The organism is Chitiniphilus shinanonensis DSM 23277 (assembly GCF_000374805.1).
Classification (GTDB): Bacteria; Pseudomonadota; Gammaproteobacteria; order Burkholderiales; family Chitinibacteraceae; genus Chitiniphilus; species Chitiniphilus shinanonensis.
Map to the genome: position 1 here is coordinate 1 of NZ_KB895350.1, position 17,394 is coordinate 17,394.

The 17,394-nt window shown below is 66.2% G+C and carries 15 protein-coding genes and 1 tRNA gene; 1 reads left to right on the plus strand and 15 read right to left on the minus strand.

Going from position 1 to position 17,394, the window contains the following annotated elements; translation table 11 throughout:
• Nucleotides 1–165 precede the first annotated feature (165 nt).
• The 9 genes from gor to C556_RS20580 form a co-directional block, all read right to left on the minus strand.
• Nucleotides 166–1,524: a glutathione-disulfide reductase gene (gene gor, locus C556_RS0114680; protein WP_018749011.1), complete on the minus strand. Its 1,359-nt coding sequence runs from the start codon at nucleotides 1,522–1,524 to the stop codon at nucleotides 166–168.
• A 208-nt stretch (nucleotides 1,525–1,732) separates the two neighbouring features.
• The gene (gene pyk, locus C556_RS0114685) at nucleotides 1,733–3,169 is read right to left on the minus strand and encodes a pyruvate kinase (RefSeq protein ID WP_018749012.1); all 1,437 of its coding nucleotides are present in this window, start codon (nucleotides 3,167–3,169) and stop codon (nucleotides 1,733–1,735) included.
• A gap of 171 nt (nucleotides 3,170–3,340) precedes the next feature.
• Nucleotides 3,341–3,415 (minus strand) — tRNA-Arg (locus C556_RS0114690).
• 371 nt (nucleotides 3,416–3,786) lie between these two features.
• Nucleotides 3,787–4,368 carry a hypothetical protein gene (locus C556_RS0114695; protein WP_040431219.1) on the minus strand — a complete coding sequence of 194 codons (582 nt, stop codon included), beginning with the start codon at nucleotides 4,366–4,368 and terminating at the stop codon, nucleotides 3,787–3,789.
• Nucleotides 4,365–4,535: a hypothetical protein gene (locus tag C556_RS23155; protein WP_157236200.1), complete on the minus strand. Its 171-nt coding sequence runs from the start codon at nucleotides 4,533–4,535 to the stop codon at nucleotides 4,365–4,367. The genes C556_RS0114695 and C556_RS23155 overlap by 4 nt, the downstream gene beginning before the upstream one ends.
• A 1-nt stretch (nucleotide 4,536) precedes the next feature.
• Complete coding sequence (locus C556_RS0114700) at nucleotides 4,537–5,505, minus strand: lysozyme family protein (protein WP_018749014.1); 969 nt, start codon at nucleotides 5,503–5,505, stop codon at nucleotides 4,537–4,539.
• A gap of 40 nt (nucleotides 5,506–5,545) precedes the next feature.
• A complete protein-coding gene (locus C556_RS0114705) occupies nucleotides 5,546–5,764 on the minus strand; it encodes a hypothetical protein (protein WP_157236201.1) in 219 nt (72 codons plus the stop codon).
• A gap of 391 nt (nucleotides 5,765–6,155) precedes the next feature.
• Entirely contained in the window at nucleotides 6,156–6,584 is a 429-nt protein-coding gene (locus C556_RS20575; RefSeq protein WP_018749016.1) for a Mor transcription activator family protein, read from the minus strand.
• A 470-nt stretch (nucleotides 6,585–7,054) separates the two neighbouring features.
• Nucleotides 7,055–7,807 (minus strand): LexA family transcriptional regulator, encoded by a 753-nt coding sequence (locus C556_RS20580; RefSeq protein WP_018749017.1) that lies wholly within the window; start codon nucleotides 7,805–7,807, stop codon nucleotides 7,055–7,057.
• Between the two features lie 227 nt (nucleotides 7,808–8,034).
• Here C556_RS20580 and C556_RS0114720 point away from each other — a divergent pair, with 227 nt between their 5' ends.
• On the plus strand, nucleotides 8,035–8,718 hold the full coding sequence (locus C556_RS0114720) for a peptidoglycan DD-metalloendopeptidase family protein (protein ID WP_018749018.1): 684 nt from the start codon (nucleotides 8,035–8,037) through the stop codon (nucleotides 8,716–8,718).
• 189 nt (nucleotides 8,719–8,907) lie between these two features.
• Here the strand turns inward: C556_RS0114720 and C556_RS0114725 are convergent, their stop codons facing one another.
• The 6 genes from C556_RS0114725 to C556_RS0114750 all read right to left on the minus strand — a co-directional run bounded on the left by C556_RS0114725 (nucleotide 8,908) and on the right by C556_RS0114750 (nucleotide 17,392).
• Complete coding sequence (locus C556_RS0114725) at nucleotides 8,908–11,193, minus strand: ATP-dependent DNA helicase (RefSeq protein WP_026263120.1); 2,286 nt, start codon at nucleotides 11,191–11,193, stop codon at nucleotides 8,908–8,910.
• Nucleotides 11,190–12,860: a VRR-NUC domain-containing protein gene (locus C556_RS0114730; RefSeq protein ID WP_018749020.1), complete on the minus strand. Its 1,671-nt coding sequence runs from the start codon at nucleotides 12,858–12,860 to the stop codon at nucleotides 11,190–11,192. The genes C556_RS0114725 and C556_RS0114730 overlap by 4 nt, the downstream gene beginning before the upstream one ends.
• 100 nt (nucleotides 12,861–12,960) lie before the next feature.
• The gene (locus C556_RS0114735) at nucleotides 12,961–13,623 is read right to left on the minus strand and encodes a LysE family translocator (RefSeq protein WP_211214740.1); all 663 of its coding nucleotides are present in this window, start codon (nucleotides 13,621–13,623) and stop codon (nucleotides 12,961–12,963) included.
• 94 nt (nucleotides 13,624–13,717) lie between these two features.
• Complete coding sequence (locus tag C556_RS0114740; protein WP_018749022.1) at nucleotides 13,718–14,170, minus strand: DUF2214 family protein; 453 nt, start codon at nucleotides 14,168–14,170, stop codon at nucleotides 13,718–13,720.
• Between the two features lie 355 nt (nucleotides 14,171–14,525).
• Nucleotides 14,526–16,064, minus strand: a complete 1,539-nt coding sequence (locus C556_RS0114745; protein ID WP_018749023.1) for a SpoVR family protein — start codon at nucleotides 16,062–16,064, stop codon at nucleotides 14,526–14,528.
• Between the two features lie 44 nt (nucleotides 16,065–16,108).
• Nucleotides 16,109–17,392 carry a YeaH/YhbH family protein gene (locus tag C556_RS0114750; protein WP_018749024.1) on the minus strand — a complete coding sequence of 428 codons (1,284 nt, stop codon included), beginning with the start codon at nucleotides 17,390–17,392 and terminating at the stop codon, nucleotides 16,109–16,111.
• Nucleotides 17,393–17,394: the final 2 nt, after the last annotated feature.

Sequence of the window (17,394 nt, forward strand, 5' to 3'; positions counted from 1 at the left end):
CGTGAGGCGTGAGGCGTGAGGCGTGAGGCGTGAGGCGTGAGGCGTGAGGCGTGAGGCGTGAGGCGTGAGGCGTGAGGCGTGAGGCGTGAGGCGTGCAGAGGATGTGTCGCGGAAGTGAGGAAAGCAAGCGTCCTGGCCTGCTTTCCTCATCGTCCTCCTGCCATTTCAGCTCGCGGTGCGCAGCGTCACCCATTCTTCCGCCACGGTGGGATGCACCGCCAGCGTGCGGTCGAAATCCGCCTTAGTGGCCCGCATGGTCAGTGCCACGCCCAGCAACTGGATCAATTCGCCCGCGCCCTCGCCCAGCATATGGGCGCCGACGATGCGGTCGCTGTCCGCGCCGTCGACCAGCAACTTCAGCACCACCCGCTCGTTGCCGCCGGACAGCGACGCCTTCATCGGGCGGAAGCTGGAGCGGAACACCTTCAGTTGCGGAAAACGCTCGCGGGCCTTGGCCTCGGTCAGGCCGACGGTGCCCAGTTCCGGGGTGGAGAACACCGCCGTCGGCACCACGGCGTGGTCGACCGGCGTGGGCTTGCCGCCGAATACGGTATCGGCGAACGCCTGCCCTTCGCGGATCGCGGCCGGAGTCAGGTTGACGCGGTTGGTCACGTCGCCGACGGCATAGATCGACGGCACGCTGCTCTGCGACAGCGCGTCGACCCGCACCGCACCCTTGTCGTCCAACTCCACGCCGGCCGCTTCCAGTCCCAGCCCGGCGACGTTGGGGCGCCGCCCGGTGCACAGCAGCACGCAATCCACGTCCAGCGTGCCGCCATCCTCCAGTGTGACCGTCAGGGCGGCGCCAGCTCGGTCGATGCGCGCGACCCGCGCTTGCGACCGCAGCGTGATGCCGCGCTGGCGATAGGCATCCTCCAGCGCCAGGCGCAGTTCGTCGTCGAAGCCGCGCAACAGGTGTTCGGCGCGGTAGAGCAAGGTGGTGTCGCTGCCCAGGCCGGCGAGGATGCCGGCGAACTCCACCGCGATATAGCCGCCGCCGACGATCAGCGTGCGGCGCGGCAGGGCCGGCAGGTGGAACAGGTCGTCCGAGGTGATCGCCAGATCGCGCCCCGGAAAATCGTGCCCGCGGTCGGGGTGGCCGCCGACCGCCACCAGGATCACCCTGGCGGTGACGCTGCGGCCGTCGGCCAGTTGCAGCGTATGCGGATCGACTACGGTGGCGCGGCTGGCGAACACGGTCACGCCCGACGCCTCGACGTTGCGCAGGTAGATGCCGTTCAGGCGTTCGATCTCGACATCCTTGTTGCCGATCAGCGTGTTCCAGTCGAAGCCGGTGGCGGACGCCTGCCAGCCGAAGGCGGCGGCGCTGGCGACCTCCATCGGGTAGCGGCTGGCGTAGACCATCAGCTTCTTCGGCACGCAGCCGCGATTGACGCAGGTGCCGCCGAAGCGGTCCTCCTCGGCGATCGCCACCTTGGCGCCGTGGCCCGCGGCGATGCGCGCGGCACGCACGCCGCCGGAGCCGCCGCCGATGACAAACAGATCGAAGTCGAAACCAGACATGCCATTTTCCTTGTGTTCGATGGGCCGCTCGCAACGGCCGGCTTGCGGATGACCGGCGCGGAGCGCCGACGTTCGCGGCCCGGCGCTCGCCCGTGGCCGGGGCTCGCCCGCCGATTCGGCCAACCCGCCCAGTGTAGCGAGTCGCCCCCCTGCCGCGCCAAGCAAAAAGCCCCGGCCAGGGCCGGGGCTTTCATCGGGGCAGGCTTGCTCAGCGCAGCTTGCGATCGCCGATCTTGACGATCTTCATGCTGTTGGTGCCGCCGCCCATGCCGACCACGTCACCGAAGGTGAAGATCACGATGTCGCCGTTCTGCACGATGCCCAGGCGCAGCATCTCGACCTCGGCGCGGACCAGCAGGTTCTCGCGGTCGGAGTTCTCGTTGGCCAGCATCACCGGGAACACGTCGCGGAACAGCGCCAGGCGGCTGTAGGTATCGAACTCGGGGGTCAGCGCGTAGATCGGCACGCCGGACACGAAACGGCTCATCCACAGCGCCGACGACCCGGATTGGGTCAGCGCGGCGATGGCGCGCACGTTCAGGTGGGTGGCGGCGAACAGCGCGGCCATCGAGATGCTCTGGTCGATGCGGTTAAAGTCGCCCTGGCCCAGCACTTCGTCGCTGACCTTGCGGTCCACCGACTTCTCGGCCTCGATACACACGCGCACCATGGCTTCGACGGTTTCCACCGGGAACTTGCCGCTGGCCGATTCGGCCGACAGCATCACCGCGTCGGTGCCGTCGAGCACGGCGTTGGCCACGTCGGACACTTCGGCGCGGGTCGGCACCGGGCTGGTGATCATCGATTCCATCATCTGGGTGGCGGTGATGGTCAGCTTGTTCTTGCGGCGAGCCAGCTTGATCATCTTCTTTTGCAGCGCCGGCACGGCGGCGTCGCCCACTTCCACCGCCAGGTCACCGCGGGCGACCATGATGCCGTCGGAAGCGTCGAGGATCTCTTCCATGTTGGCCACGGCTTCGGTGCGCTCGATCTTGGCGATCAGCAGCGCCTTGCTGCCGGCGGCGCGCAGCAGGGTGCGGGCCATGTACATGTCGGCGCCCGACTTGGGGAACGACACCGCGACGTAGTCGGCATGCAGCTTGGCCGCGGTCTTGATGTCTTCCATGTCCTTGGCGGTCAGCGCCGGCGCAGTCAGGCCGCCGCCCTGGCGGTTGATGCCCTTGTTGTTCGACAGCGTGCCGCCCACCTTCACCACGGTGTGGATCTCGCTGCCCAGCACGTCGGTCACTTCCAGCACCAGGCGGCCGTCGTCCAGCAGCAGGATCGCGCCCGGCTCGACGTCGTTCGGCAGTTCCTTGTAATCCAGGCCCACGCGTTCCAGGTTGCCCATCTCGCAGTTGGAATCGAGGATGAACTTGGCGCCGTTCTTCAGTTCGATCTTGTTCTTCTCGAACTTGCCCACGCGGATCTTGGGCCCTTGCAGGTCGACCAGCACGGCCAGCGCGCGGTTGGCCTTGCGGGCGATTTCGCGGACCAGGGCGGCGCGGTCCAGGTGATCCTGCGCGGTGCCGTGGGAGAAATTCAGCCGGACCATGTTCACACCGGCCGCGACCAGGCGTTCCAGCGTGGCGGCATCGCTGGATGCCGGGCCGAGCGTAGCAACGATCTTGGTGCTGCGAATCATAGGTTTTGCTCCTGTCGATCTATTCGATTGTGTATTCGGGGGTGGGCAGAGCTGCCAGCCGGGAAGGAATGCGGGGCATCGGCATGACGACGCTGGTGCTGCGCGCCGTGGAAACGAAGGGTCCGATGGGCCCGGAAACATCCTTACGCATGTATCTGAATACTCGCTCGCTGGCGTCCCCGACAGGAATCGAACCTGTAACTAGCCCTTAGGAGGGGCTCGTTATATCCATTTAACTACGGAGACTCTGCTCGATGCAGACCACTGAAAATTCAAGTAAGTCGATCGCATAAGCGTATTTGATACCCCCGGCTACGCGACGCTCGTTGCTTGGTTTTCCGGCATGCTTGCTATGGGAACCGTGGCAATCGATCAATCAGCACGACGATTGTCGACGGTTGCTCCTGACAAGCGCCGCATTATACCGAGCAACGACAGACGCGGTGCGCCGCCCCAGGGCACAAATCAAAAGGAGCTTGACCTGTCGCAGACAAATCCGGCGCCTGCCACGCCCCCCGACGAATTGAATGCGGTTGGCATTGACCATAGTCGCAATCCATTCGTTTGGGATCGGGAAATCTCCGATCCTGCGGGGCCGGGCGTCGGCCGGAGTCGGGCTAGAAGCGCCACCCCAGCCGCAACCGCGCGGTCCATTGGTCCTGGCGATCCTGTTCCACATCCACGCCCAGCCGCAGCCGGGACAGATCGCGTTCGACCCAGGCGCCTACTTCGCCGCGCGCACCATAACTCAAGCCGGCGGCCCACGCCAGCGTCGGCGCGATCGGCAACGGCTCGATGGGGATGTCCAGCGCATCCAGCACCACGCCATCCCGCGAACTGGCGACCACCCGCCGACCGTCGCCGAGCTGCACCAGGCTGAGATCGACCGTGACCGGCGGGCAATCGCACCACGGCACGCCACTGGCGTCGGGCACCGGCGTCACCCGCGCCGGCTGCACCGTCACCGCCACGCGGCGTTCCTCCCTGGCACCCGGTGGCAGGCGATGCGGCGGCGGTCCGGGGTCGGCCGACAGCGCCCGGGCCGCGATCACGCTGCCATCGCCCTGACGCTGCAACGGCCGGGCCTCCTCCAGTGGCGGTTTCGACGCGGCCGCCAGCCAATAGCCGCACCAGCCGCCCAGCAAGGCCGGCAGCAGCACCGCCATCGCAGCCAGCAACCATTGGCGGCGCGTGCTCATCGCATCGCCCCCCGGTCGGCAGGCTCGCCGAGCCACGCCAGCGCCATGCCGCGCCGCCAGGCCCCCGGCGACACCGAGCCCGCCGCCAGCCACGCCCAGCGCGTGGCGTCGCCGCGACGCCACCACCAGGCCGATCCCCGCCGCCACATCCTCAGGCACGCACTCATGTCAGGCGTCCAGGAAGGCATAGCGGGCGCGGCGCACTGCCAGCACGTTGTGCACGTATTCGCGGCTGATGGCGTAAAAACTGCGCGTGTAGCCGGCGGTCTTGCTCGGCCCCGCCGCGCGGGCCACGTGGCCGAACCAGCGACCGGGATCACACCCGGCACGGCGGGCGCAATCGGCGCGGCTCTTCGCCAGCATGCCGGGGCCGGCGTTGTACTGGTTCAGCATGAACGCCAACGCATCCTGTTCCGTGGCCGCATGGCGCGCCGTCGCGGCGTGCAACGCTTTGTCCTGCAACACCAACGCGCGCAGTTGCAGCCGCGCATCGTAGCGATTGCGCCAACTCCACATCGCCAGCGCCTCCGGATGGCGCGCGCGCAACTCACCGTGGCAGGAAAAGCGCTCGCTGCCGTCGGCGCGGTAGGCGGTGGTGCACTGGCCGAGACCGAAGCCGTATTCGCGACTCGTCTTCAATTCGGCGCGCTCGTTCCAGCACGCGGCGGAATGCAGGCTGGCGCAGGTTTCCTGCTCCACCTGCGCCGCCAGCACCGACGGCGTGCGCAGCGCCGGCCACCATCGCGCCTGCTCCTCGACCAGGATCGGCAGGTTGCGTCGGGCGTTGTCCGGCAGTTCCGCCGCCAGCGCGCGCGGCGCCAGCAACCATACCAGCAGCGCCGCCACACCCAGCCGGAACGCCAGCGTGCTGGCGTAGACCACCGCCGCGCCCAACGGGTGGATCGCCGCGCGCTGCGCCATGCGCTGCACACCCACGCGCGGCACGATGGTGCGCGTCAGCACGTGCGACAACCCGAACACCAGCGCCAGCATCGCCGCGAAATAGCCGACCCCGTCCAACCCAAAACGCGCCGCCTCGGACCAGCCGGCCAGCGCCAGCAACGCCACCAGCACCACGGCCAGCAAGGCCAGCCGCGCCAGATCCGGCTTCAGTTCCCGATTCCAGAATTCCTTCATATGTTGCTCCTCGATGGGCGCCGCGATCCGCGGCGCCGGTTCACTTGCCACTGCGGCGATCCAGCTCGCGATCCACCAGCCGGTTGACGCTGCCCTTGATCTCGCCCAGGTCGCTCTTGAGCAGCGCCAGGCTTTCGGCCACCTGCCGATCCTGGCGCTCGTCGCGCTCGCGCTGCTGCGCCTGCTGCATGCTCAATTGCTGCTCCACCAGCGCCACGCGCTTTTCGATGCCGGCGGCAAACCAGACCAGCCCGGCCATGATGCAAATCGCCGAACAGATTTCTCCCAGATTGATACGGGTATCGATTTCCACACCCAATAGGCGTTTGATGTTGTCTTCCATAGATTGCCCTACGTTTTCGATCTACCGGCAATGACCGAAGTAGTTTTACCAGCCAATTCACCAAATTAATTCAAAAGAAAAATCCGACCCGACGTGATCCATCTCACTTCCATTCTCTGGCATCGATCATTTAAGCGCATTGCCGCCCGGAGGATTGGCCTGCAATGGTTCAGTGGTTTTTGGGGGATGGACCATCCAATTGCCGCGAAAAAAACCCGGCCAAGGCCGGGCCTCCTCGATGAACGAGGCAGACAAGATGAGTCGGGATCAGCCGACTGAATCCACCAGCGGATCGAGCGGAGCCGAATCAGCTTTTCAGGATTTCCCACACCCGGCGCTCGCACAGGTCGTGATCGCGCGCCAGCTTGGTGACGGCGCGGTTGGCCGATTCCTCGCGGGTGTATTCGTCGAATTCGCGGCGGATCGCTTCGTCGCGCACCGCGCGCAGGATGCGGGCGCAACGCGGAATATAGACGGCATCGCAGCCACGGAAATGATCGGCCAGGCGCTGGATTTCCTCGCCACCGATCAGGGCGGCCAATTCGTCGTAGCGCGAGCGGCCCAATCGGTGCTTGCCCTGCGGGATATGCAGCGAGGTGCCGCCATATTGCTTGACCATTTTCATCGCATTGGGCAATCCGACCACCACGGCGATTTCCTGCACCGTATCGGGCAATTCGGCCATTTGCGGGGTCCACGACGGCATCCCGCTCAAATCGAACGATTCCATTTTCATTCCGCTCACTCCTGTGCAATCCATGAATGACAGCCCGGTCGTTTCTCGCGGCGACGACGTCCCCGCAACGCTGACCATGGCTGGTGGCGTTTAGCCCATCCTTTCAAGATTTCGAATCTTCAAATGTTGATGACACCCGCTGTCGGCGCGGGCCATATGCCGTCGCTGGCGGAGCGACGGACTTGGGATCGATGCAGCCGGTCGGCCGCGTCGGGCACTGCCTTCAGCGCGGAGGACAAAACCCTTCCGGCGGCGCCGCGCTGTCGTATGCCTTGTATTGCCTATGTTTCGCGCGTCTTGCCAGCGCCAGCTGCGCGGGGTTTTACCAACCGCTCCTACAGATCAGTTGAGTCCATTCTACAAACAACGAGTCACACGGTCAACAGATATATTTGTAATCAGATCGGCGGCAAGCCGTCGCTGGGCAACAAAAAACCCGCCTCGCGGCGGGTTGTTGCAGGGGAGGTGGTTCAGACGCCGCCGCTGACCGCGACCACGCGGCCGATGATCTCCAGCTCGGCCAGATGCTCAGGCAGCAAGCGCCGCGCGGGGTATTTGGCCTCGTTGTCCGAGTGCAGCACCACCACGCCGCCCGGCTCCTTGTAGAGCCGCTTCACGAAGAATTCGCCCTGCCAGCTCAGCGCGTAGATCTTGCCGTCCTGGATGGTGGTCTGTTTGTAATCGACCACCAGGCTGTCCCCATCGCAGATGCGCGGCTCCATGCTGTCGCCCTCGGCGACGATGGTGGCCGAGTTGTCGGGGCGGATGCCCAGCCGCTCGGCCCAGCGCCGGCGGAACGCGTTGCGTTGCCCTTCCTGATCGATTTCCCACATCACCTTGCCATCCGAGCCACATGCCGCCTTCACGTCGAGCCGGGGGATGAACACGTAGACATCCGGATCCAGCTCGTCCTCATTGTCCCACACCGCCAGCGGGCGCGGCGGCACCGCCGCCACGTTGGGCATGCCGTTCTGCGCGGGCTGGGCGCCCAGCGGCGCACCGGCGCCGGTTGCCAGCCAGTCGGCCGACACGCCCAGGTAACGCGCGATGGCGGCGGTCTGGCGGCTGCCCTTGGCCTGGTTGCGCGCGTCGCACAGGTACTGGATCGACTGCGGCTTCACGTTCACCGCGCGCGCCAGTTCGGTCTGCCCCACGGCGGGGCGGCCCTGCGCCTGGGGCAATTCGTTCATCGCCCAGGACAGGCGTTCGGTATAGCTATTCATGGCTCGGCTCACCAGCAACCTTATTGCAATAACATTTGTAATGTTAAAACAAATATATTTGTTATTGCAAAGCATGTTTGCAACGAAGGTGACATCTACTGCCAAAAAGCGCGGACCTTCCCTCTTGCGAAAGGCGATTTGCGTGCCGCAACGTGCAAGATTCGCCTGCGCGTCGGCGGGTCGGGCCGCTAGAATCCAGGCTGTTGCTGACCGGAAGAATTCCTCGCATGCGCTGCCGCCGATCCCTGCTCTGCCTGACGTTCATCGCGCTGCTGACCGCCTGTGGCAGCACGCCCGATGCGCCGGCGGCCGGCCAGGGCTACTACCGCGTCAAGCCGGGCGATACGCTGTACCGCATCGCCCGCAACCACGGTCGCAGCGTGGCGGAGCTGAGCCGCTGGAACAACCTGAAGGACCCGACCGCGATCAACGCCGGACAGTTGTTGCGGGTAACGCCGCCCGGCAGTGCCACCCCGACGCGCCCCTCCCCCACGCCGTCACGCCCGGCGCCATCCCCCAGGCCGACCCCGACGCCCGCGCCCAGGGCCCCGGCGATCAAGCTGGTGCAACCGGCGCAAGGCAAGGTGGCGGACCGCTTCGACGGCAATCGCAACAAGGGCATCAACTATGCCGGCACGCGCGGCAGCGCGGTGGTCGCGGCCGCCGCCGGCAAGGTGGTGTACGTCGGCGAAGGCATCCGCAGCTATGGCCGACTGGTGATCGTGAAGCACAACGAGGATTACCTGACCGCTTATGCCCACAACGAATCGCTGCTGGTACGCGAAGGCGAAGCGGTCAAGCAGGGACAGCGCATCGCCACCATGGGCGACAGCGGCGCCGACCGGGTGATGCTGCACTTCGAACTGCGCTACAAAGGCAACGCCATCGACCCGGCGCCGTTTCTGCCTTGAAGGCCGGCGAAAACCGAAAACCAAACCCCAAATCTTGAACCACAGAGAGCACAGAGAACACGGAGTTCCACAGAGAAAACCGATCGAACCGGGCGTGCGCCTGCTGCCGGGGTCGGGTTTGCCTTTCTCTGTGACGCTCTGTGCTCTCTGTGTCCTCTGTGGTTCAAGATTTGGGGTTTGATCTATCCCTCATTCCGCAAGCGATTCCACCTGCCACCAGGTCGGCAGCAGGTCGCGCACCTGGCGGCGGGTGAAGCGGTCGTCGATCAGGTAGACCACGCCCTGGTCGTCGCGGCTGCGGATCACCCGGCCGGCGGCCTGCACCACTTTCTGCAAGCCCGGATAGAGGTAGGTGTAGTCGTAGCCAGCGCCGAAGATCGCCTGCATGCGCTGCATGATCTGTTCGTTCACCGGGTTCAGTTGCGGCAGGCCCAGGGTGGCGATGAAGGCGCCGATCAGGCGGCGCCCCGGCAGGTCGATGCCTTCGGCGAAGGCGCCTCCCAGCACGGCGAAGCCGATGCCCTGCCCGTCGGCGACGAAACGCGCCAGGAATTCGTGCTGCGCGCGTTCGTCCATGCCGCGCGATTGCGCCCAGACGGGGATGTCCGGCTGCCCGGACTGGAACTGCGCCAGCGCCTGTTGCAGGTATTCGAAGCTGCTGAAGAATGCCAGGTAGTTGCCCGGCTGGCGGCGGTACTGCGCGGCGATCAAGGCGGCGATCGGCGCCAGCGAGCGGGCGCGGTCGGGATAGCGGGTGGAGATATGCCCGGCCAGGCGCACCGCCAGCTGCTCGGCGCGGAACGGCGACGCCACGTCAATCGTCACGGTGGAGGGCGGCAGGCCCAGGGTGTCGGCGTAGAAGGCGGCCGGGCTGAGCGTGGCGGAGAACAGCACCGCGCAGTGCGCGTCGGCGAAGCGTTGCGCCAGGAACGGCGCCGGCACCACGTTGCGCAGGCACAGCCGGGCGTACTGGCGCTGGCCGGAGCCGGGTTGCCGGGTGACGTCGAACAGCGAATGCTCGCCGAACACGTCGGTCAACCGCGCGAAGTGCATGGCATCGAAGTAGAAACGCTGCAAGGCCCCGTCGATCTGGGCCGGGTGTTCGGTCAGGTAGTCGATGACGGCGGCACCGGCGCGTTGCAAGGCGTTCTGGAAGGCGTCGGGCACGGCGGGCAGCACGCGATACGGCGCGCCCTCGGCATCGTGCAGCGCGTTCCAGGCGCGGTTGAGGCGGTCCAGCGCGGATTTCACCGGCTTGGGCGCGGCCTTGCGCAATGCCTGCAACTCGCGTTGATCCAGCTCGGCGCTGTACATGGAACGGCCGCGTTCCAGCAGGTTGTGCGCTTCGTCGGCCAGCACGCCGACGCGCCACTGGTTGGCAACAGTCAGCCCGTGCAGCAGCGCGGTGATGTCGAAGTAGTAGTTGTAATCGCCCACCACCGCGTCGCTCCAGCGCGCCAGTTCCTGGCTCAGGTAGTACGGGCACACCTGGTGGGCCGCGGCGGCGGCGCGCACCGCCGCCTGATCCATGCAGCCTTCGGCCAGCGCGGCTTCGCGCGCGGCGGGCAGGCGGTCGTAAAAGCCCTGCGCCAGCGGGCAGCTCTCGCCGTGGCAGGCTTTGTCCGGGTGTTCGCACGCCTTGTCGCGCGCCACCAGCTCCAGCACCCGCAGTGGCAGGCCGGCGCCGCGCAACTGCGCCAGCGCATCCAGCGGCAGGCGGCGGCCGGAGGTCTTGGCGGGCAGGAAGAACAGCTTGTCCAGTCGCCGGGCGGGAAACGCCTTCAGCAGCGGGAACAGCGTGCCGAGCGTCTTGCCGATGCCGGTGGGCGCCTGCGCCAGCAGGCAGCGCCCGGTGCTGGCGGCCTTGTACACGGCCTCGGCCAACTGGCGCTGGCCGGCGTGGAATTCGGGATACGGGAACGCCAGCGCGCCCAGCGCATCGTCGCGCGCCGCGCGGTGCGCCAGCTCGCGCTCGGCCCAGTCGAGAAACCCGGCGCAGATCGCCTCGAAGAAGCTGCGCAATTCACCGGCCTCGTAGCTTTCGGCCAGCACGGTTTCCTTCTGGGTGACGATGTTGAAGTACACCAGCGCCAGTTCGATACGCGGCAACGCCAGCGCCTGGCATTGCAGCCAGCCGTACACCTTGGCCTGCGCCCAGTGCAGCGCGCGATGGTTGTCGGGAATGCGCTGGAAGTCGCCGCGATAGGTCTTGATCTCCTCCAAACGCTGGTGCTGCGGGTCATAGCCGTCGGCGCGACCGCGCACCAGCAGCGAGCCGTATTCGCCGTGCAGCGCCACCTCGCGCTGGTAGCCGGCACGGCGACGCCCGGCGACGGTGGCATGGCCGGCGATGCCTTCCTGCGCGGTCGGCGCCGGGGTGAAGCGCAGGTCCAGGTCGCCCCGCTTGGCGCCGAATTCGCACAGGGCGCGCACCGCGACGGTATAGCGCGGTGCGGTGACCGGGGCGTCGCTCACGACGGCACCGCCGCGCCCGGGACCATGGCCTCGCAGTCGGCCCATTGCACGTAGCACACCGCCACCGGCAGGCGGTGTTCGGTGAAATACGCCAGCCAGCGCAACTGGTTGTCCTGCAGGCGGTCGCCCGGCCCCTTCACCTCGATCATGCGATAGCGGCCTTCCGCCGGCCAGAACTGGATCAGGTCCGGCAGGCCGGCGGCGTTGACGGTGACGTCCTGCAGGATGCGCTCGAAGCAGCGCCGCAAATGCTGCGGCGGCAGGCAGTGCAACGCCAGGTCGAGCAGCGCCTCGTCGAGCAGCCCCCAATGCACGAACGGCGACTGGATGCCCTGCTTGGCGCGCCAGGTGGCACGGATGGTGTCGCGATGGCGGCCGTCGTCCAGTTGCGCCAGGCAATCGTCGAACAGCGCGCGGCGGCGGGAGTGGAAATCCGCGCTGGCGAGGTCGGCCGGGCCGTGGTGGAACGGGTGGAAGAAGGCGCCGGCCACGGGAGCGAAGATGGCCGGCCAGCACAGCAGGCCGAACAGCGAACCGATCAGGCCGTTCTCCACGTAGAACGTCGGCGCATCGGCTTGCGCCAGATGATCGCGCACTGCGAATTCCACCGGATACGGCAGGGCGGGCCGCGGCAGCCTGAGTGCCAGTTCCTCGACCGCGCCGGCCTTGGCGGCGCGCGCCACCGGGCGGCCCAGGCTGCGCCACAGGCGCGGCAGCACGCGCAGCAATTGCTGGCGCTCGGCCTCGCCCTCGGGGGCGGCCAGCGCGACCTCAGCCAGCGCACAGGATTCCTGCACCCGGCCGGCGCGTTCCAGCACGCGCACCACGCGCGCCCGCGCGCCGGGGTGGCCGCAGGTGCGGTACAGCGCCAGCGCGTCGTCCCACTCGCCCTGGCGTTCGTGCTGCTGCGCCACCTGGAACAGCAGGCGCGCGCGCCGCCCGCTCAGCCACCCGTTGGCTGAACGCGCCGGCGGCACCTGCGCCAGCACGTCGGGCAACGCCGCGCCGTCGCGCAATGCTTGGCGGGCCTGCGCCAGTTGCATGGCGTCGTCGATGTCCTGCCGCTGCTGGAAACCGCGCGAGTCATGATCCAACGGCACGCTTTCGTAGCGATAGATGCCGAGGTCGGCCAGCACGAACTCGGACCAGTCCTGCCGCAGGTTGCCGAAGAACATCAGCCGCAGCCGCTCGCACAGGTCGGTCACGGTGACGCGGTAGGCGATGTCGTCCAGGGCGGGCGCCCAGTCGGCCAAGGTGCGGGGGGACGGTGCGGCCTGCTGCAAGGCCGCCAGCCAATCGGACTTGCGCAGGCCGCCGGGGGGCGGCGCCAGCGCGCCGGCCAGCTCGGGCTTGGTCAGCAGGCCGAACAGTTCGTCCAGCGACAGTGCCGGTCGGGCGTCGACCCAGCCCAACGCCAGCAGCGGTGCGGCGGCGGCGCGCGGGCAGCCGATCTCGTCGTAACGCAGCCGGCTGGCGCGGAACAGCTCGCCCTTGCGCATCGCCATCCGCACCAGCAGCGCGCGCGCCGGCCTGGGCAACCCGGGAAATGCGGCCAGGAAAGCACGCTCTTCGGTGGACAACAGGTCGTCGTAGCGCTGGGCGATCCAGCGCAGCACGGTTTCAAAGTTGGCGAGGTAGTAGAACGGATCAGGCAGTGGAGCGGGCATGACGACAACCGGCGGTCATCGTCCGGGTTTGGACGATGCGTCGCCGATTATAGAACGATCGTTCCAGGACGCGGTATGGCCCGGATGGGCGGCGACCGGCTCAGCGGCTGGCGTGGCGGTAGGCCGCCAGCAATCCGGCCAGCGACACCAGCATGGCGGCGCAACCGCGATTCAGATGGCGCAGCCAACGCGTCGACAACAACCGCGCGGCCTGCGCACCGCCCAAGGCATAACCGCCCATCACCGCGACATCGAGCAACGCGGTGGCCAGCGCCAGCGTGAGGTATTGCGCGGCCTGCGGTGCGGCGGTGTCGATGAACTGCGGCAGGAACGCCGAGAAGAACAGCAGTCCCTTGGGATTGGACAACGCCACCAGCAGGCTGCGGGTGAAGGCACGCCGCGCCGAGACGCCGCCCGGAGTGCCCGCCACCGGCAGGGCGACCGGGCTGCGCCACAGTTGCCAGGCCAGCCACAGCAGGTAGGCGCTGCCCAGCCATTTCACCAGCGAGAACAGTTGCTCCGACGCCGCCAGCAGCGCGCCCAGGCCGATGGCAACGGCGCCGATCAGCAGCAGATCCGACAACGCTGCGCCGAGCATGCCGCCCAGCACCACGCGATGGTTGCGCGACGCGCCATTGGTCAAGGCCAGCAACATGGTCGGCCCCGGCATCACCGTGACGGCAAAACAGGCGAAGAGGTAGAGCAACAAGGTGGTCAGCGTCATGGCGGTCGATTCGAGGAAGGCGTACCAGCACCTTGGCATGAAATCCGGCGCCGTGCGCTGGATCGAATTGTTCGGGATTGGCGAACAGGCCGGCGGCGACGCGGGAGCCTCCGGCCCGGCAAAGGGGCTGGCGTTACAACCCGACGCCACGCGCCATCAACGCGCCGAAGATCGGCATCAGCACGATCAGGTGCGTTTCCACCATCAGGCAGGTGCGCACGCGCTTCAGGTCGTCCGGCGGCGGCACAAACCCGGCATCGAGCCGCGCCGCCTTGCGCCACGCCTGGAACCGGCGGGTCGGGTAGATGGACACCGCGGCGATCAACACGAACACGGTGATCTTGGCGTGGAAGACGGGATTGGCCAGCAGGAAATCCTTGCCGTGCGCGCCCAGGAACAGCCGCAGCAAGCCGGTGGCCAGCACCAGCATCGCCATCAGGAAGTACAGCAGGTCATACCGCGCCAACCGCGCCGCCGCCCCCGGCATCCAGTCGCGCTTGCACAGCACGGTTTCGATGGAGAGGAAGGTGATCAACATGAAGATGGCGATGAAGTGGGCGGCAGCCAGGGTGGCGTCGAGAAGCATGGCGATCCTGTGGGATATGGGCTGGAGGCATTCTAGCCGAAGACCAAAGCTGAATAATCGAGTGCACTGCGCAGCAACCTCTTTGCTGCAAGCCTCACCTAGCGACCAAGGTTGGTTTCGTCCCAACAGGCTGCCGTTTGGTATGCGCGGTAAGCATTTTCACCACGCTGGCGAGTTGGCGGGTGAGTTTCCTTACTGGCCCGAACGGAAAAAAGAAGGCTAGAGCCCTCACGAAAGTCCTAGAAAACCAGTACGACCTCAAGCGCAGGCTGTCCTACGCCATGTGGCAACGGCGCGGTTGGAAGACAGGAAATCCGATATCTACCCAGCAAGAACCAGGTGGAGCATACGGCCATCACTGGCCGTGACGTTTTTCAACCTTGCAATCATACGTAAGGATCACCCTGCCCTCTTCGTCCACGCTTTCCAGCTTGACGGTGAAGCCCCACAACCGTGCCACGTGCTTGAGGACTTCGTGCACGCTGTTGGCCAGCGGGCGGCGCTGGTACTGGTAGTGCCGCAGGGTCAGCGCGCGGTCGGTGCGGGTGTTCACTTCGTAGACCTGGATGTTGGGCTCGCGCGCGGCCAGGTTGTACTGTTCGGCCAGCTTGCGCCGGATGTCCGCGTAGCCGGCGTCGTCGTGGATCGCCGAGACCTTGAGCCGGGCGTTCTGGTCGTCGTCCAGGATGGCGAACAGGTGGAAATCGCGGATCAGCTTGGGCGAAAGGTATTGCGCGATGAAGCTTTCGTCCTTGAAGTTGCGCATGGCGAAATCCAGCGCCTGGCGCCAGTCGCTGCCCGCCAGTTGCGGGAACCATTGCCGGTCTTCGTCGGTGGGCTCGGTGCAGATGCGCTGGATGTCGCGATACATGGCAAAGCCCAGCGCGTAGGGGTTGATGCCGTTGAAGTACGGGCTGTCGACGCCGGGTTGCGCGATCACGTTGGTGTGACTGTGCAGGAATTCGAACATCGCGGCGTCGGTCAGCAAGCCCTCGTCGTACAGCCGGTTCATCAGTGTGTAGTGCCAGAAGGTGGCCCAGCCTTCGTTCATCACCTGCGTCTGCCGTTGCGGATAGAAATACTGCGCGATCTTGCGCACGATGCGCACCAGTTCGCGCTGCCACGGTTCGAGCAAGGGGGCGAACTTCTCGATGAAATACAGCAGGTTTTCCTGTGGTTCGTCGGGAAAGCGCGGCGTCTGCTGGGCCTGTTCGCGCTCTTCCATCAAGCGCGGAATGGTGCGCCACAGGGTGTTCACCTGCGATTGCTGGTATTCCTCGCGCTCGGCCAGCCGCGCGCGCTCCTGCGCCAGCGACAGTTTCTGCGGCCGCTTGTAGCGGTCCACGCCGTAGTTCATCAGCGCGTGGCACGAGTCGAGCAGTTCTTCCACCTTGTCTTCGCCATGACGCGCCTCGCATTCGGCGATGTAGTGCTTGGCGAACACCAGGTAGTCGATGATGGCGTCGGCCTCGGTCCAGGTGCGGAACAGGTAGTTGCCCTTGAAGAAGCTGTTGTGGCCGAAGGCGGCGTGGGCGATCACCAGCGCCTGCATGGTCATGGTGTTTTCTTCCATGAGGTAGGCGATGCAGGGGTTGGAGTTGATCACGATCTCGTAGGCCAGGCCCATCGCGCCGCGCTGGTAGTGCTTCTGGGTGGCGAGGAAGTGCTTGCCGTAGCTCCAGTGGTGATACATCACCGGCATGCCCACCGAGGCGTAGGCATCCATCATCTGTTCGGCGGAGATGATCTCCAGCTGGTTGGGATAGGTGTCCAGGCCGAAGTCGGCGGCGATGCGCGCGATCTCGTCGTAGTAGCGCTGGATCAGCTCGAAGGTCCATTCGGAGCCGGTCGACAACGGTTGCTGGGCCTGATCGGTGTGGGCGAGGCGGGTCATGGGCTACCTCCGCGGCAATTGGATGGCGGCTGGGACAGGGCGCGTCAGGCCGCGCTGCGCTCGCCCAGGCCGGCCTTCTTGAACAGGTCGCGGAACACCGGCCAGATTTCGCCGGCTTCGCGGATGCGCCGCATGGTGAAGTGGCGGTGCTGCGCGGCGACGCGCTCGTACTCGTACCACAGGTTCTGCGGCTCTCCCTCGGTGATCTCGACGTAGGCGTAGTACTGCAGCAGCGGCAGGATGTCGTTGGCCAACAGCTCGCGGCAGGCGGGCGAATCCGAATCCCAGTTGTCGCCGTCCGAGGCCTGCGCCACGTAGATGTTCCAGTCGTTGCTGGGATAGCGCTCCAGGATGATCTTCTTCACCAGCTTGAGGGCGGACGACACCACGGTGCCGCCGGTGTCGCGGGCGTGGAAGAACTCGTCTTCGTTCACTTCGAATGCCTGGGTGTGATGGCGCACGAACACCACTTCGATCTTCTCGTAGGCGCGCTCCAGGAACAGGTAGAGCAGGATGAAGAAACGCTTGGCGATATCCTTCTTGGTTTCGTCCATCGAGCCCGATACGTCCATCACGCAGAACATCACCGCCTGGGTGGTGGGGTTGGGCACGCGCACGCGGTTGCTGTAACGCAGGTCGAACGGATCGATCCACGGGATGTGCGCCAGCCGCGCCTTGTGCTCGCGAATCTCGGTCATCAGGGCGAGCACCGCAGGATCGTGCTCGTCGCAGGTTTCCAGCAGTTCGTCCAATTGCTCCTGTGCGGCGTTCAGGTCGTCGAGCGGGGTGGCCGACAGCGCGATGCGCCGCCCCAGTGCGCCGCGCAGGCTGCGCAACACGTGGATGTTGGTGGGGGTGCCGTCACTGGTGAAGCCGGCGCGCATCGGCTTGAAGGTGGTGGTCTGCTGGAGCTGGGTCTTGATCAGGTTGGGCAGTTCCAGGTCGTCGAAGAAGAAGTTGAGGAATTCCTCGCGCGTCAGCTCGAACACGAAGTCGTCCTGGCCTTCGCCACCGTCGCCGGCCCCACCGCTGCCGCCCCCGCCGCCGCCACTCTGCGGGCGCTCGAACTCGTCGCCCTTGAGGTATTCCTTGTTGCCGGGAAACACGCGTTCCCACACCCCGCCCTGCGCATGGCCGAAGGTGGGTTCGTTGATGTCCTTCACCGGGATGGACACCTTTTCGCCGCGCTCGATGTCGGTGATGGAGCGATCCTTGACCGCGCGGGTGACCGCTTCCTTGATCTGTCCCTTGAAGCGCTTGAGGAAGCGCTCGCGATTCACCGCGGATTTGTTCTTGCCATTCAGCCGCCGATCGATCAGATGGAACATGG